This window comes from Leisingera sp. ABM4_060, assembly GCF_056158765.1.
Window position 1 is genome coordinate 2,269,089 of sequence record NZ_JBSWTX010000001.1, and the last position, 16,624, is coordinate 2,285,712.

The window sequence follows — 16,624 nt, forward strand, 5'->3', positions numbered from 1 at the left end:
GTCTTAATCCTCGGATCGGGGCCGCAGGTTCTGCGGGTCAAAGATGGCGTCCGGGTGGACGGTCACGGGAATTTCACGGTTCAGGATCTGAACGGACAGGCCCTCTTGCGGCGTGCCCTTGCGGACAAACAGCCAGCCCAGCGACTTGCCGACAGTGTAGCCGTAGCCGCCCGAGGTGGTCAGACCTACAGGCTGGCCATCCAGCAGCACCGGCTCGCCGCCGTGGATGTCGATCCCGTCCGCGTGAAGCTCGGCATAAAACAGCTCCCACTCCGGATCGCGTGCCAGCAGGGCGTCCTTGCCCTGAAATTCGCGGCCTTCGGCGGCCACAAAACGTTCCAGCCCCACGTCCAGCGGCCCCACATCGGTGGTCAGCTCGCCAGAGGCCCGGAAGGCCTTTTCCATCCGCATCCCGTTGAAGGCATAAGAGCCCAGATCGGTCAAACCGTGTTTATCCCCGGCGGCAAACAGCGCGTCGTAGAGTTCGCCCATACGGTCCAGCGGCGCGTGCAGCTCCCAGCCAAGTTCGCCGACGAAGGAAACGCGCAGGGCGTAGCAAGGAATGCCCGCCACTGTGATTTCCTGTCCTGACAGCCAGGGGAACGCATTGTTCGACAGGTCCGTGTCCGTCAGCTCTGCCATAATCCGGCGCGAGGCCGGGCCGGAGAGCGCCAGCATGCCACAATCGTGGGTGCGATTGACCATCTGCACGTCTTCGCCGTCACGGATGTGCGATTTGATCCAGCCGAAATCCGGGTTGCAGCGGGCAATGGGCGAGCCGGTGAAATAGCGATCCTCAGCGATGCGCCAGATGGTGATCTCGGTTTCAAACCGGCCTTTCTCAGTCAGCAGGTGGTTCAGGCTCATCCGGCCGTCTTTGGCCGGGATCTTGTTGGCCGACAGCCGGTCCAGCAGCTTGCCTGCGTCCTTGCCGGTGATCTCGAACTGGGCAAAGGCGCAGAGGTCGATGACACCTGCCGCTTCACGCGTCGCCTTGGCCTCGGCCATGGCGTTGGCGTGCCAGGGCTGGTGGCCCCAGCCGATCTGCTCTACTTCGCCAACCTCGCCGAAATAGCGCGGGCGTTCCCAGCCAGCCACTTCGCCGAACACCGCACCCTTGGCGGCCAGCCGGTCATAAAGCGGGTGGCGGTTCAGCGGCCGCAGGCTCTCGAACTGTTTGCCTGGACACGGAGTATCATGCCGCCGCATGAACTCGTCCTTGGTGCGCTCGACGATGAAATGATCGGTGGAGAAATTGCCATAGCGTCGCGGGTCCATTCCGCGGGTGTTGATCGGGGTTTCGCCATGTACCATCCAGTCGGCCAGCACCTTGCCCGCACCCCCGCCCCAGGCAAGGCCGATGGAGGAGCCGCAGGACAGCCAGACATTGGGCGCCCCCGACGGCCCCACCAGCATACCGCCATCCGGCGTGTGGGTGATGGCGCCGCGTACCACCCGTTTGATGCCGAGCTCCGCCAGCACCGGCATCTTGTCAAACGCCACCATCAGGAAGTCGCCGATAGAGTCGTAGTCCGCCTCGAACAGCTCATTCTCCGCGGCCCAGGGCGCGCCTTGCGGCATGGTCCAAACCGTGGGGCAGACATGGCCCTCGTAAATGCCGATCAGGCCGGATTTCTGCTCCTGCCGGATGTAGCCGCCATAGGCGTTGTCGCGCATTACCGGCAGTTCGGGGCGGTCCAGGAACTCGGGCACAGTGTCGGTGACCAGATAATGATGCAGGCAGGAGACCGAAGGGATTTTCAGCCCGAACCATTCACCGACCTGGTTGGCGTAGGAGCCCGCGGCAATCACCACATGTTCGGCCAGCACATCGCCTTTTTCCGTGCGCAGCAGCCACATATCGCCCTTGCGCGAGGCGCCCAGCACCTGATTGCGCCGTTCGATCTTCGCCCCCCGCGCCCGGGTGGCGGCGGCCAGCGCCATTGTCACTGAAGACGGGTCGATATGGCCGTCCTCAAAGGTCTGCACCGCCGCCTTGACGTCATCCACCTTGTAGAAGGGATTCACGCGGGCCACCTCTTCCGGGCCAACCAGCTCCATCGGCAGGTCCAAGAGCTTGCCGACGCCCATGATCGACTTCATCCAGTCGACTTCGTCATCGGTGGTCGCGATCCGGAAACCGCCGACCTCATGCCAGCCGATGCTCTGGCCGGTTTCCTTTTCGACCCTCTTATAAGTCTCGATCGAAGTCTTGTTGATCCAGCCCGCCAAGCGGCTGCCCACTGCATGGGCGATCTGGCCCGCCGCGTGCCAGGTGGAACCGGAGGTCAGCTCCGCCTTCTCAAACAGGATGGTGTCGGTCCAGCCGTTCTCCGCCAACTGGAATTGGGCGGCCACGCCCATAATGCCGCCGCCAATGATGGCGACCTGCGTGCTGCGGGGGATGTCAGTCATGTGCAAACGCCTCTTTGGCGGATTTCAGTGACGCCTTGGCGCCATAACGGGTGCAGGCGATTTCGACTTCGAAGCCGGGGACAACGCCCCCTTCAAGAAGCGCCGGGGGCTGTCCGACGGTACCACCGGACGGAAGGTCAATCATCGCCAGTGCAACCGAGCGCCCATAACGGTAACTCCAGGCCGCAGAGGTGATCTGCCCCGCGACATTGCCGCCGAAATAAACCGGCTCGTCATGGATCGGCATCGCCTCCGGGTCGTCAAACAGGATCGAGACGATGCGGCGTACCGGAAGGTGATCCTTCAAGGCTTCTTCGCCCACGAAACCGGTGCCGAAAGCGCAGAAAGCACCCAGCCCGGCTTCCTGCGGCGTTGTTCCCGGCGACAGCTCATGGCCAAAGGCCCGGAAACCGCTTTCGATCCTGAGCGAGCCGCTGGCAAACAGTCCGGCATGGGTGGCACCTGCCGCAACAAGCGCCTCATAGGCGGCCATCGCCATGTCGGCGGGGATGTAGAGCTCATAGCCCTCCTCGCCGGTGAAGCTGAGGCGCCCGGCCCAGCCGCGCGCCAGGCCGATCTCCACGGGGCCAAACTGAAAGCGTTTCAGGTCCGGCACCAGGCTGTTCGAGGTGGCTTGCAGCACCTCGCGCGCCTTGCCCCCAGCGAGGCCGATGATCGCATAACCGCTGGTCACATCGGTGAATTCCACGAGAAACGCGCCTTTGGTCTCGCGCATCCGCTTCAAGTCCCGCACCACTTCGCCGGCGCCGACGATCATCAGATAGCTGTCCGGCCCGTGGCGCTGCACAGTGATGTCGCTTTCCACCCCGCCCTTGCGGTTCAGGATCTGAGTATAGGCGATGCGGCCCTCGGGTATGTCCATCTGCGCCGCGCAGAGGTGGTTGAGGAAAGCACAGGCATCCGGCCCCTGCACCATGATCTTGCCAAAGGCACTTTGGTCCAGGATCGCGGCGCCGGTGCGGCAGGCCTGCACCTCTTTGCCGACCTGTTCACGCCAGGCCGGCGCGCCGAAGGTCAGAGGCAGATGCGCGTCTTCACCGCCGAAATGCACCGCACGCTCCCAGCCGCCGCGGGACTCAAAGCGTGCGCCTGCGGCCACCAGGCCAGCATGGATGGGCGAGCGGCGCTGGCCCCGTGCGGTCTCCATCGAGCGTCCCGGGAACGGGTTGTCGTAATGGCGGCCCAGCACCTCGGGAATGCGGGCCTCCAGCGCGCCAAGTACGTTCATTTCCGGGCTGAAGCGGCGGATGTCGGCCTCGTTCAGCTCCATCGTCGGCTCACCGGCGATGATCCATTCCGCCATCGCCTTGCCCGCGCCGCCGGCCAGCGCGATGCCGGTGGAGTTCATGCCGCCCATCAGGAACAGCCCCGGCACCTCGGGGCTTTCACCCAGCATGAACTGACTGTCGAGGGTGAAGCTTTCGGGGCCATTGAGCAGCATCCGCACCTCGGCCTTTTCTAGTGCCGGGATGCGCCGCAGCGCGTTTTCCATCATCGGCATGAAGTGGTCCCAGTCCTCGTCCAGCAGATCAAACGAGAAATCCTTGGGCAGCCGGTCCAGGGGCAGGCCCTTGGCGTGCGGTTCGAAACAGCCGACCAGCAGCCCCTCGACATCGTCGCGGGCATAGAGGAAGGCATCTTGGTCGTTCAGCGTCGGCAGATGCGCGCCCTTGCCCAACGCCTGCACCTCCTCCAAAGGTTTGGTCAGGATGTAGAAATGCTCGCAGGCGTACAGCGGCATATGAGCGCCCGCCATGGCGGCCACCTCGCGGGACCAGAGGCCGCAGGCGATAACCACCTCATCGGCCTCGATCAGATGATCGCCGACCTCGACGCCAGAGATCCGCCCGCCTTTCTTCTGCAGGCCGGTGACGGCGGTATCCTCAAATATCTGCACACCACGCGCCCGTGCGCCCTTGGACAGTGCCAGCGCAACGTCAGAGGGATTCACACGGCCGTCCGCAGGCGACCAGACCGCACCGATCACATCATCGGTTTCGATCAGCGGCCACAGCTCCTTGGCACGTTTGGCATCCACCACCTCGGCCTCCAGCCCGAAGGCACGGCCCAAGCTGACCTGGCGTTTGATGTTGGTCAGCCGGTCCTGATTGGTGGCCAGCGTCAGGGAGCCGGTCTGGGTCCATCCGGTGGCCTGGCCGGTTTCCACTTCCAGCTCGCCATAAAGGTCGATCGAGTAGTTGATCAGCTTGGTCAGCGTCGCCGAGGGCCGCAGGCGGCGCACCAGACCGGCGGCGTGCCAGGTGGTGCCGGAGGTCAGCTTGGAGCGTTCCAGCACCACGATATCCTTCCGCCCTTCGCGGGCCAGGTGGTAGGCGATGGAACAGCCGATGACGCCGCCGCCGATGATGACGGTGCGGGCGTGGGAAGGGAGGCTCATTGAAGTACTCCGTCACGGATGAGCGCGGAAATCGTGCCGCGGAAATGTTCCACGGCCTCGTCGATCAGATCGGGGGTATGCGGCAGGCCGGTGACGCAGGAGGTGAAGGACATGAAGTCCACCCCCCGCTCCAGCATCCCGTCGCGCAGACCCTTGACGATGGCGGGCGGGGTCTTGCGGATGGCGGCGGCGTCCAGCCCGTCAATCGAGGTGCCGCCGAAATAGATGTGGCAGGTGGAGCTGTCGCCATAGGCCAGCGCCTGCACGTCCTGTTCGCGGAACACGGCGTTGAAACCGTCGCGCAGCCGCGCCGCCATGGCATCGGCATGGGTCTGAACCTCCCCGGTAGAGAGGATCTCCATCGCTTTGATGGCGCCTGCCGCCACCATCGGGGCTGCGTTGAAAGTGCCCTTGTGGCTGACCGGAGGCGACAGGCCGTCGCGGGTCTCGCCCGGGCTCAGCAGGTCCATGATCCCGGCCTTTCCAACCACGGCGCCGCCGGGCAGGCCGCCCGTCACAACCTTGGCAAGCGTGGTCAGGTCCGGCACCACGCCATCGCGGGCCTGGCGTCCGCCGGGCGACCAGCGCAGGCCGGTGATCACCTCATCAAAGATCAGCACATGGCCGCTTTGATCGGCCAGGGCGCGGATCCCCTGCAGGAAACCCTCGGGCAGCGGCACCGAGCCGTAGTTGGCGCCCGAGGCCTCGACAAACACCGTGCCGATCTGCGCATCGCTGTCCAACAATGCGGCGATGGCCTCCAGATCCGGCGGCGCCACAATGGTCAGATCGCTGACCGCCTGCGGCACCCCTAGCGAAGGCGCGGTATTGGCGCCGGGTTTGGCGCCTTTGATCAGCATGTCGTGCCAGCCATGGAAATGGCCATCAATGCGCAGCACCTTGTCCCGGCCTGAATACGCCCGGCCCAGCCGCAACGCCAGCATTGTGGACTCGGTGCCGGATCCGGTGAAGCGCACCCGTTCCGCCGATGGGAACAGGCGGTTCAGCCATTCCGCCCATTCCACCTCCAGCGGGTGGCAGTCGCCGGTATAGGGCATCTGCTGCATCTGAGCGGCGACGGCCCCGGCCACCTCGGGATGGGCATGGCCCAGGATCTGGCTGGCGGCGCCCAGCTTGAAGTCGATATAGCGCTTGCCGTCCGCGTCCCATTTCTCGGCGCCCTTGGCGCGGGTGAAGTAGACCGGATGCGGGGTTTTGTAGCGCAGCTCGTGGCTGACCCCGCCCGGCATGACACGGCCTGCGCGTTCAGCGAGGGATTGGCTGGTGTTCATGCCCGCTCCTAGTGGTTCAAAACGATGGATTTGATGGCGCAATAGGCGCTGAGGCCCGCAAGGCCTTTCTCGCGCCCAATGCCGCTTTCCTTGACGCCGCCGAAGGGAAGGGTATCGCCGCCCTTGAGAAAGCCGTTCACAAACACCTGCCCGGCCTCCGCCCTGCGGGCAAAGCGCATAGCCTGGGTGGTATCCGCGGTGTAGATCCCGGCGACGAGGCCAAAGGCCGTGCCGTTTGCCAGCTCCAGGGCTTCCTCAGGCGACTGGCAGGTCTGCGTCACCAGCACCGGGCCAAAGACCTCCTGCTGAGCAATTTCGGCCTCTGCTGGGACATCGGCAAAGATGGTGGGGGCGAAAAAATTGCCAGCCGACAACTTTTCCGGGAAACTCCGCCGCCCGCCGGTGACGCAAGTCAAGCCTTCCGCATTGGCACGGTCGACAAAACCCTGCACCCGTTCCAGCTGACCTGCCGAGATCAACGGCCCCAGGTCTGGGTCATCCAGCCCATGGCCGATAGTCATTGCCTTGGCCTTGGCAGCCACCTTTTCGACCAGCACGTCATGCACCGGGGCCTCGCAAATCAGCCGCGCGCCGGCCGCGCAGACCTGGCCTGCGTTGAAGAATATTCCACGAGCCACGCCTGCGGCTGCGGCCTCCAGGTCCGCATCCGCCAGAACAACCACCGGGGATTTTCCGCCCAGCTCCAGCGTGGTGCCGGCAACGGGCTTAGAAGCGGATTGCAGGATCTTGCGCCCGGTCGCGGTGGAGCCGGTGAAGGTCACATGCGCCACATCCTTGTGGCTGGCCAGTGCCTCACCGATGTCGCCTGCGCCGGTTACAACGTTGAACACCCCGGCGGGCAGCTCCGCCTCAGTGGCCAGCTCAGCGGTCAGGATTGTGGAAAGCGGCGTCAGCTCTGATGGTTTGGCGACGACTGTGGCACCTGCAGCCAAAGCCGGAGCCGCCCCGCGCGCAAGGGTCGAGACCGGGTAATTCCATGGCAGGATATGCGCCGTCACCCCCACCGGCTCCAGCACAGTAAAGGCGGTCTGGTCCGGGCCCAGCGGGATGGTCTCTCCATTCAGCTTGTCACAGGCGCCGGCATAGAAACGGAAGTAGTCCGCCGCCCGGCCGACGTCGCGTTTTGCCTGGCTGATGGGTTTACCTGCGTTCAGGCTCTCGACGGCAGCCAGCCGGTCAGCATGTTTCTCCAGCAGCTCTGCCAGCCGGAACAGAACCCCAGCCCGGTCTGACGGAGGTGTATCCGCCCAGCGCGGCAGCGCTGCCTTTGCGCTGGCGACGGCTTGCTCCACCTGACCGGTGTCCGCGTCCGAAACCTCGGCAAAACTCTCCCCCAGCGCCGGGTCAATCAAGCTGCGTGCGGCACCCGATCCGGCCTGGCCCGCACCATCAATCCAGCAATGCGGGATAAGGTCCAACTGCCGGGGGTAAAGCGGATGATCCTGCATCACGCCCGCCCGATCTGCCGGCGCGACAGGCAGATGTTGAAGCGCTCGCGCAGTTCCAGGTCCTTGCTGTCCGCGATGTGGTCAGGGAAGTGACCAGCCAGCAGCTCCCGCGCCTTGTCCTTGGCCACGTCGCCGATCGGGCGCGAACCCTGTTCCTCCCACTCCCGCGGGGTTTGGCGGTCGCCGAAGTGCGGGTAGAAGTAGTCCGACTTCATCCGGCTGAAGGTGTGGCGGTGGCCCAGATAATGCCCCTCGCCGCGGCAAACCTCGGCAATCACCTCAGCGCCGATGTTCTCGGCGTTCACCTCCACCCCGCGCAGAGTTCGCAGGATATTGCCGATCATGTCGTTGTCGACCACATAGGCCTCCAGCGACACGCCCAAGAGGCTCGCCTGCATGCCGCAGGCCTGGGTGATCAGGTTGGAGCCGGCATGGGCCGCGGAAGACACCGCCAGGTTCTTTTCGCTGCCGTATTGCGCATCCAGCGTCTTGGAGTCGGTGATGCCGGCAATCGAGGTGACCGGCAGGTTGTAGAACCTCCCCATCTGCGCTGCAGCGGCCATCAGGATCGCCTGCTCGCCGCCGCCTGCGCACATGGAACCGGTGCGCAGATCGGCAATCAGCGGCTTGGCGCCATAGATTGCCGCCACATTCGGGTCAACCAGCCGGGCAAACACAAGGCCCGCAATCGTTTCAGCCACCGCCTGCACCAGCGACCCTGCAATGGTCGCGGGGCTGGTGGCACCGGCCTGGCCCGCCGAAATCAGCTGCACCGGAAAGCCTGCCAGAACCGCAGCCTCCAGCGTGTCCAGCGCCTCCTCGGCGAAACGCATCGGCGGCACCACGTGGCAGACCATCACCGTCAGGAAGGGGCGCGCGCGAAAGGCTTCTTCGGACCCGGCCAGCGCATAGCACATCTCCGCCAGCTGCTGCACGTTCTCAGGCTCGGAGACCGACACCGACACATGCTTGGAGGTGCCCATCAGGCAGGCATAGGCGGTGTTCAGGTCCATATCCGCCACGTTTTCGATGTCGCGGGCAACCACCGAGCGGCTGAAATGGTGAATATTCTCCATCGCGTCGCAGATGCGCGCGGCGTCATAGAGGTCCTGCAGCGTGCCGTCCCGGTAGCGCCCGTCCTCGATGTCAAACACCCCGGGCGCCCCGCCTCCCGAGCTCATGTGCACCCGCGTGCCGGACAGGTCCAGATCATGGCGCGGGTCCTGGCCGTAAAGCACCACGTCGCGGCGGGCTGCCTCCACGGTTTTCAGAACCAGATCGCGCGGAAACAGCAGGCGCTTGTCTTGCGTGTAGCTGCCGCCCGCCGCGCAGACCCTTTCGATCATCGAGGGCGTTGCCTGGCTCAGCCCAAGCGTTTCCAGCAGCGACAGAACCGCCTCGTTGACCTCAACCTCATCCGCATCGCTCAGGGGCCGAAAACGTCCGCCCTCGATACCGCCCCAAACCGGCGGGTTGTCCTCTGCCGGTGCGCTCTCGGCTTCGATCCGGGCTTCCCTGCCGCGGCGGCGTGATCTGGCAGCCATTGTGTTCCCCTGACGGACTTCCTTTGCGCGAAGGCTACGCAGGGGCGGCCTGTTGCACAAAAACAAGTTTCTCTTGCTGCTGATGAGAAAAACTCATTTAACTTCCGCATGGCCAATCTACCTTCCCTCCCCGCCTTGCGCGCATTCGAAGCCGCAGCCCGCCTTGGCAGCTTCCGGGCGGCGGCTGAGGCAATCGGCGTGTCGCCCACCGCCGTCAGCCACCACATCCGCGGGCTTGAGGCCTATCTGAACATTCAGCTGTTCACCCGGGACGGCCGCCAAGTGCATCTGACAGACGAGGGTGCGCGGCTGGCGGATGGTGCCTCCAAGGCGTTCCGGATCCTGGAAGCCACCGTGAATTCCGTGGCCCGCTGGCCGGAAAAAACCACGGTCCGTATCGCACTCGGCCCCAGCTTTGCGACCCGCTGGCTGCTGCCGCGCTTTGCTGATTTCTGTACTGCCTTCCCGGATGTGGAGCTGAAACTGGTGCAGACGCCTTTGCTGGTGTCGCCACAGAATGTGGATGCCGATATCTTCATCACATGGGGCGACGGCCGCTTTCCGGGCATGATCTCAGAGCCGCTGGTCAGCGTTCTGTCCGCCCCGGTGGCCAGCCCTGCGCTGCTTCAGCGGTTGGGGCAGCCGCAGTCGCCCGCGGACCTCAAGATCTATCCGTTGATCCACCAGCGCGATACGTTGGGCTGGAGTGCCTGGTTCATGGAGGCCGGTGTCAGCCTGACCGGCCCCCTGCCTGGCCCGGTCATCGAAGACACCAATGTGGTGCTGCAAGCCGCTGCGGCCGGGCAAGGCATCGTGATGGGATGGATTCCGCTGATCGACACTGATCTGGAAAGCGGGGTTCTGGTGCAGCTGTTCGACACAACCGTCAGCGAAAACCGCGCCTATTACCTGGTCCGGCCTGAAAGCGGCCCGAACGAGGGTATCACCAGCGCCATTTGCGATTGGCTGCTGGCGCAGGCATCCCCGGCTTCGGCTGCCTGACCGGGCTGGTCAGGTCCGGGTCAGCACCGGAAAATGCGCCAGCAGCGAGGCCTTTGCTTCCAGCACATGCGCCCGTGTCAGTTCCGCAGCCCGGCGGGCATCGCCCTCTTCGCAGGCCGCCAGGATTTCCAGATGCTCACGCTCGGCCCGCGCCATGCCGTCGCTCATCACCAGCTGCGCCCGGATATAGCGGTCGATGCGGTCCATCGCCCCGCGCGCTGCCTCGCGGTGGAAACTCAGCACGCTGGCACTGTAAAGCGCACCATGAAACTCCCGGTTCAGGACGCCCCATTCCATCGGGTTCTTGCAGCCGGCAAAGGCCTCGCAGTTCTGCCGCGCCTGCGCCAGCAGCTCCTGCCCCATCCGCGGCACCGCATCACGGATGATCTCCGGCTCCAGCAGCGCGCGGAAGTCGAAGATCTCTGCCGCCTCATCCGCCGATAGCCCGGCTACCACCGCGCCCTTGAACCGCTGGGTTTTGACCAGCCCATATTCCTCCAGCCGCGAGATTGCCTCGCGCACCGGAATACGGCTGGTGTTGAAACGGCGCGCAATCTCCTCCTGCCGGAGCGGCGCGCCCTCCTCCAGCCGCCCGTCAATAATTGCGTGGCGCAGAGCCTCAAACACGGCGGCAGAGGCCGAAGCCGCTTTGGAGATATCAACCGGATCCAGATTCATTGCGCAGGCCTCCTTTGCCACAGGTCTATTGGAACCTGGACGGGCAGAAAAGCGGGCCGAGCCGGAAATTCAGGCAGCCGGCAATGCAGTCACACCTCCAGCGAGACCCACAGCACCCTGGCGTCTTCCTCGCTGACCGACACGCAGCCATGCCCCATACCGCTGTCATAATAGACAGAATCTCCCGGACCCATGCGCAAAGGCCGGTAGTGCTCAGTATAAAGGATCAACTCGCCGCTCAAGACAAACATGAACTCCTCGCCGCGGTGCCGGACCCAATTGTCGAACTCGGTCACATCGCGGGCCTTAATGGTGCTGATATAGGGCACCATGCGCTTGCTGGTCAGCTCACTGCACAAAAGTTCATGATCATAGGTCGAGGTTTCCTTGTGTTCGCCCAGCCCCGTGCGGGTGAAGTCGCGGCGCCCGGTCACACCGCTTTGCCCCGACTGCACAAACAGCTGCGGCGTTTCCAGCTCCAGCGTCTGCATCAGGCGGCGGATGATCTCGAAACTGGGGCGGGTCTGGTTGTTCTCGATCTTCGACAATGTGGACCGGCCGATAGCCGCGGCGCGGGCCGCTTCCTCCAGCGTCAGCCCCTTTTCCTTGCGGGCGTCGCGAATCATTTTTCCAAGGATTTCGCCGTCCGGAGCCTCCATGGCCTCGGGACCCAGCCCTGTTTCCTCTGAGGGAATTGGTTCCATTTGCGTGAATTCTCCTGTGCTGCAAACAGCTTAGCTTTGATACATCTGCGGGTCAAAATTTCCATCACAGTACTTTTTGTTTGCAAGAGGGAAAAAGTTTCCTATAGGAGACGCAACGTCGTATACGGCAGCATACGTGCCGGTCCTGGACCGCATTTCGGAGGAGAAACCAAATGAGCGCTTATGATCTGATCGTGATTGGGGCCGGGCCGGGCGGTTATGTCGCAGCAATCCGGGCTGCGCAGCTGGGCCTGAAGGTGGCTTGCGTCGAAGGCCGCGGCTCTTTGGGCGGCACCTGCCTCAACGTTGGCTGCATCCCCTCCAAGGCCCTGCTGACCTCCTCGGGCAAATATGCCGAACTCTCCCATCTCTCCTCGCATGGCATTTCGGCCGGGGAGGTCAGCCTGGACCTAGGCGCAATGATGGCGCGCAAGGACAAGATTGTCGGCGACCTGACCAAGGGCATCGCCTTCCTGTTCAAGAAGAACGGCGTCGACCACATCGAAGGCTGGGCCAGCATCCCGGCCCCCGGCCAGGTGCAGGTGGGCGGCGACATTTACACTGCAAAGAACATCCTCATCGCCACCGGTTCGGAACCCAGCCTCCTCCCCGGCGTGGAGACCGACGAGGTGGACGTGCTGAGCAGCACCGGTGCGCTGGCTCTAGAAGCCGCGCCAGAGCATCTGGTGGTGATCGGCGCGGGCGTGATCGGGCTTGAACTTGGTCAGGTCTGGTCACGCCTCGGCTCCAAGGTGACGGTTGTGGAATACCTCGACCGCATCCTGCCCGGCATCGATGGCGAAATCGCCAAGCTGTCTCAGCGGGCGCTCAGCAAGCGCGGGCTGAAGTTCCAGCTGGGCCGCGCGCTGAAGACCATTGAAAAAGGCGAGAACGGTTTGACCCTGACCCTCGACCGGGTCGGCAAGGACAAGGAAGAGCAGATCGAAGCCGACAAGGTGCTGGTCGCCATCGGCCGCCGCCCGGTGACGAAAGGCCTGGGCCTGGAAGAGCTCGGCGTCTCCATCAACGCCCGCGGCTTCATCGAAGTGGATGAAACCTTCCAGACCTCCATCCCCGGCATCTTTGCCATCGGCGACTGCGTGCCCGGTCCGATGCTGGCGCACAAAGCCGAAGAGGACGGCGTCGCCTGCGTGGAAATCATGGCCGGCGAGCACGGCCATGTGGATTACAACACCGTGCCCGGCGTGGTCTACACCGACCCCGAGGTCGCCTCGGTGGGTCAGACCGAAGAAGCGCTGAAAGAGGCGGGCACCGACTACATCTCTGGCAAGTTTGCCTTCATGGCCAACTCCCGTGCCCGTTCGATTGGCGAGACCGACGGCGCTGTCAAAGTGCTGGCCAGCCCCGAGGGCAAAATCCTCGGCGCCCATATCTGCGGCGCGCATGGCGGTGATTTAATTGCAGAATTGGTGCTCGCGATGACAAAAGGTGCTACTATCGAGGAGGTTGCACGGACCTGCCACGCGCACCCTGCGATGGGTGAGGCGGTGAAAGAAGCCTGCCTCGATGCGCTTGGCCGTGCCATCCACGCCTGATCTGGAGGGAGCTGCCAGATGACGATCCAGCTAAGACCCCGCCACCCGGAAAAGGCCCACAAGGCCGACAGCGCCATCCCGCGCAAACCGCGGTGGATCCGCAAGAAGAAGATCGAAAGCGCCGAGTATTATGAAACCCGCAAGCTGATGCGGGAGCATGATCTGGCCACCGTCTGCGAAGAGGCCGCCTGCCCCAACATCGGCGAATGCTGGTCCAAACGCCACGCCACCATGATGATCATGGGCGAGGTCTGCACCCGCGGCTGTTCCTTCTGCAACGTGACCACCGGCAGGCCGGACACGCTGGACGCTTTTGAACCGGGCCGGGTTGCGGCGGCGGTCAAGAAACTTGGCCTGCGGCATGTGGTGATCACGAGCGTGGACCGGGATGATCTGGAAGACGGCGGCGCTGAGCACATCGCCCAGACCATCCGCGCCACCCGCCATCAGAACCCCGGCACCACCATTGAGGTGCTGACCCCGGATTTCCTTGGCAAGGGCGCAGCCGCTGATGCGGTATTCGAGGCCGCACCGGACGTTTTCAACCACAACCTGGAGACCGTGCCGCGGCTTTACCCGCGTGTGCGTCCCGGCGCCCGCTACTACACCTCGCTGCGGCTGCTGGACGACGCCAAGCGCGCCAACCCGCAGCTGTTCACCAAGTCCGGCATCATGGTCGGCCTGGGCGAGTCCCTCGACGATGTGCGCCAGGTGATGGACGACCTGCGCGCCGCACAAGTCGATTTCCTGACCGTGGGCCAATACCTGCAGCCCACCCCCAAACATCACCCGATCGACCGCTTCTGGTCGCCGGAAGAATTCGAGCAGTTGGAACAGATCGCCCGCGCAAAAGGGTTCCTGCACGTGTCGGCGACGCCGCTGACCCGTTCATCGTTCCACGCGGATGAAGATTTTGCCGCCCTGAAAGAGGCCCGTCAGATGGCCTTGGCAAAGGGCATTTAACCTTAACGCAAGCGGGAGGAGACCCATGGAAGCGTTAAATACAGCAGTAGGCTGGCTAAATGGTATCGTGTGGGGCGTACCCATGCTCATCATGATACTTGGTGTCGGCTTTTTCCTGCAGGTCGGCCTGAAGTTCATGCCGATTATGAAACTGGGCGTGGGCTTCGGCCTGCTGTTCAAGGGCCGTGAAGGCCAGGGCGAAGGCCAGATCAGCCCCTTCAACGCGCTGATGACGGCTCTGTCGGCCACCATCGGCACCGGGAACATCGCAGGTGTGGCCACCGCGGTCTTCCTCGGCGGCCCTGGTGCGCTGTTCTGGATGTGGATGACCGCGCTGGTCGGCATGGCCACCAAATACTCCGAAGCCGTCTGCGCCGTGAAGTTCCGCGAGCGTGACGAACAAGGCAACTATGTCGGCGGCCCGATGTACTACATCAAGAACGGCCTCGGCGCAAAATGGGCCTGGCTGGGCGTTGCCTTTGCCCTGTTCGGCGCAATCGCAGCCTTCGGCATCGGCAACGGTGTGCAGGCAAACGGCGTGGCGCAGGTTCTGGAAACCAACTTCGGCTTCAACCCCTCGGTCACCGGTATTGTCCTGATGGTTCTGACCGGCGCCGTGATCCTGGGCGGCATCACGCGCATCGGTGCGGTGGCTGGTAAGCTGGTTCCGTTCATGGCGGTCAGCTACATCATCGCCGGCCTGATTGTTCTGGTTATCAATGCCGATGCCATCGGCACCGCAATCGGCCTGGTGTTCACCCATGCCTTCACCCCCTCGGCAGCCGAAGGCGGTTTTGCCGGCGCGGCAGTCTGGGCAGCGATCCGCTTTGGTGTGGCCCGCGGCGTGTTCTCGAACGAAGCGGGCTTGGGTTCCGCTCCGATCGCGCACGCAGCAGCCGAGACCAAGGGTCCGGTCAACCAGGGCCTGATCGCGATGCTGGGCACCTTCATCGACACCATCATCGTGTGCTCGATCACCGGCCTGGCAATCATCGCTTCCGGCGCCTGGACCTCGGGTGAATCCGGTGCGGCGCTGACCTCGCTCGCGTTCGAGACCTCGCTGCCCGGCTTCGGCGGCTACCTGATCGCCATCGCGCTGTCGATCTTCGCCTTCACCACCATCCTGGGCTGGTCCTACTATGGTGAGAAATGCGTCGGCTACCTGCTGGGTGCCAAGGTGCTGATCGGCTACCGCATCCTGTGGATCGTTGCGATCTACTTCGGTGCCACCGCCGACCTCGGCTTCATCTGGCTGCTGGCGGATACGCTGAACGCGATGATGGCCATCCCGAACCTGATCGCCCTGGCCCTGCTGAGCCCGATCGTCTTCAAAGTGACGAAAGAGTTCTTTGCCACTGGCGGCAAATCGGAAGAAGCTGGCACCGCCGCTGAATAACTCCCGCGGAGGGCGCGTTTCCCGCGCCCTCCCCTCCCAAACCCATTCCAATTCAAAGGCTGCACAGGATGACCGACGCACCCAAACGCACCCCGCTTTATGACCTGCACGTCGAGCTTGGCGGCAAAATGGTCGATTTCGCCGGCTGGGAAATGCCGGTGCAATATCCCATGGGCATCATGGGCGAGCACAAGCAGTGCCGCGAGAAGGCCGCGCTGTTTGACGTCTCCCACATGGGCCAGGTGATCCTGCGCGGCGACAACGTGGGCGAGAAGCTGGAAACGCTCTGCCCGCAGGCCTATGCCACCCTGAAAGTGGGCAAGGCGCGCTACGGCTTCTTCACCAATGAGGACGGCGGCATCATGGACGACCTGATCGTCTCCAACGCAGGCGACCACTATTTCGTGGTGGTGAACGCCGCGCTGCGCCACCAGGACATCCCGCACATGCAGGCGAACCTGGACGGCGTCGAAGTGACCGAGATCTTCGACCGCGCGCTGGTTGCCGTGCAGGGCCCCAAGGCCGAGGACGTGGTGGGCGAGCTGTGCCCCGCTGCCCGTGAGCTGAAATTCATGGAAACCACCCTGGCAGACATCGGCGGCGTCGAATGCCGCATCTCGCGCCTCGGCTACACCGGCGAAGACGGCTACGAAATCTCGATCCCGGAAGCGGACGCGATCCGTGTGTCCAAACTGTTCCTGGCCCATGACGACTGCGCGCCCGCAGGCCTCGGCGCCCGCGACAGCCTGCGGCTGGAGGCCGGCCTCTGCCTCTATGGCAACGACATCGACCAGTCGACCTCGCCGATCGAGGCGTCGCTCTCCTGGGCAATCCAGAAGCGCCGCAAGGAAGAAGGCGGCTTCCCCGGTGCCGCCCGCGTCCAGAAGGAACTGGCCGAAGGTGCCGCCAAGAAACTGGTCGGCATCAAGCCCGAAGGCCGCGCCCCGGCCCGCCAGGGTGTGGAAATCCAATGCGCCGAAGGCAATACTATTGGCGCGATTACCTCGGGAAGCTTCGGACCGACCGTCGGCGGCCCCGTCGCCATGGGCTATGTCTCGGCAGGCCACGGCGAGCCGGGCGAAAAAGTGAACCTCATCATCCGCGGCAAGGCGCAGCCGGCTGAGATCGTCGCTCTGCCCTTCGTCACCCAGAACTACAAACGCTAAGACATCATCAGGAGAGTCAA

General features: G+C 63.9%; 12 protein-coding genes. 5 read left to right on the forward strand and 7 right to left on the reverse strand.

Features of this window, described 5'->3' with window-relative positions; all coding sequences use genetic code 11:
• Positions 1–3: 3 nt before the first annotated feature.
• Genes ACXAEH_RS11040 through ACXAEH_RS11060 form a run of 5 tightly spaced genes read right to left on the reverse strand, consistent with a single transcriptional unit; the run spans position 4 to position 9,139 of the window.
• Positions 4–2,415, reverse strand: coding sequence for a GcvT family protein (locus tag ACXAEH_RS11040; RefSeq protein ID WP_475032759.1), 2,412 nt, complete (start codon positions 2,413–2,415; stop codon positions 4–6).
• Positions 2,408–4,834, reverse strand: a complete 2,427-nt coding sequence (locus tag ACXAEH_RS11045) for a GcvT family protein (RefSeq protein WP_475032761.1) — start codon at positions 4,832–4,834, stop codon at positions 2,408–2,410. Before ACXAEH_RS11045 ends, ACXAEH_RS11040 begins: the two co-directional genes overlap by 8 nt.
• A complete protein-coding gene (locus ACXAEH_RS11050) occupies positions 4,831–6,126 on the reverse strand; it encodes an aspartate aminotransferase family protein (RefSeq protein WP_475032763.1) in 1,296 nt (431 codons plus the stop codon). The genes ACXAEH_RS11045 and ACXAEH_RS11050 overlap by 4 nt, the downstream gene beginning before the upstream one ends.
• Positions 6,127–6,134: 8 nt before the next feature.
• On the reverse strand, positions 6,135–7,595 hold the full coding sequence (locus ACXAEH_RS11055) for an aldehyde dehydrogenase family protein (RefSeq protein ID WP_475032765.1): 1,461 nt from the start codon (positions 7,593–7,595) through the stop codon (positions 6,135–6,137).
• Entirely contained in the window at positions 7,595–9,139 is a 1,545-nt protein-coding gene (locus ACXAEH_RS11060) for a trimethylamine methyltransferase family protein (protein ID WP_475032767.1), read from the reverse strand. Before ACXAEH_RS11060 ends, ACXAEH_RS11055 begins: the two co-directional genes overlap by 1 nt.
• 108 nt (positions 9,140–9,247) lie before the next feature.
• On the opposite strand from ACXAEH_RS11060, the gene ACXAEH_RS11065 reads away from it, so the two are divergent.
• Entirely contained in the window at positions 9,248–10,141 is an 894-nt protein-coding gene (locus ACXAEH_RS11065; protein WP_475032768.1) for a LysR substrate-binding domain-containing protein, read from the forward strand.
• 9 nt (positions 10,142–10,150) lie between these two features.
• On the opposite strand, the gene ACXAEH_RS11070 is transcribed toward ACXAEH_RS11065, so the two are convergent.
• Both ACXAEH_RS11070 and ACXAEH_RS11075 read right to left on the reverse strand, forming a co-directional pair.
• A complete protein-coding gene (locus ACXAEH_RS11070) occupies positions 10,151–10,819 on the reverse strand; it encodes a GntR family transcriptional regulator (protein WP_475032770.1) in 669 nt (222 codons plus the stop codon).
• A gap of 89 nt (positions 10,820–10,908) precedes the next feature.
• Positions 10,909–11,523: a helix-turn-helix domain-containing protein gene (locus ACXAEH_RS11075; protein ID WP_475032772.1), complete on the reverse strand. Its 615-nt coding sequence runs from the start codon at positions 11,521–11,523 to the stop codon at positions 10,909–10,911.
• Positions 11,524–11,696: 173 nt separating this feature from the next.
• Here ACXAEH_RS11075 and lpdA point away from each other — a divergent pair, with 173 nt between their 5' ends.
• From lpdA to gcvT, 4 genes are all read left to right on the forward strand, one after another.
• Entirely contained in the window at positions 11,697–13,079 is a 1,383-nt protein-coding gene (gene lpdA, locus ACXAEH_RS11080) for a dihydrolipoyl dehydrogenase (RefSeq protein ID WP_475032774.1), read from the forward strand.
• An 18-nt stretch (positions 13,080–13,097) separates the two neighbouring features.
• Positions 13,098–14,042, forward strand: coding sequence for a lipoyl synthase (lipA, locus tag ACXAEH_RS11085; RefSeq protein WP_475032776.1), 945 nt, complete (start codon positions 13,098–13,100; stop codon positions 14,040–14,042).
• Between the two features lie 25 nt (positions 14,043–14,067).
• Positions 14,068–15,438, forward strand: coding sequence for an alanine/glycine:cation symporter family protein (locus ACXAEH_RS11090; RefSeq protein ID WP_039168471.1), 1,371 nt, complete (start codon positions 14,068–14,070; stop codon positions 15,436–15,438).
• A 68-nt stretch (positions 15,439–15,506) separates the two neighbouring features.
• Complete coding sequence (gcvT, locus tag ACXAEH_RS11095; RefSeq protein ID WP_475032778.1) at positions 15,507–16,604, forward strand: glycine cleavage system aminomethyltransferase GcvT; 1,098 nt, start codon at positions 15,507–15,509, stop codon at positions 16,602–16,604.
• Positions 16,605–16,624: the final 20 nt, after the last annotated feature.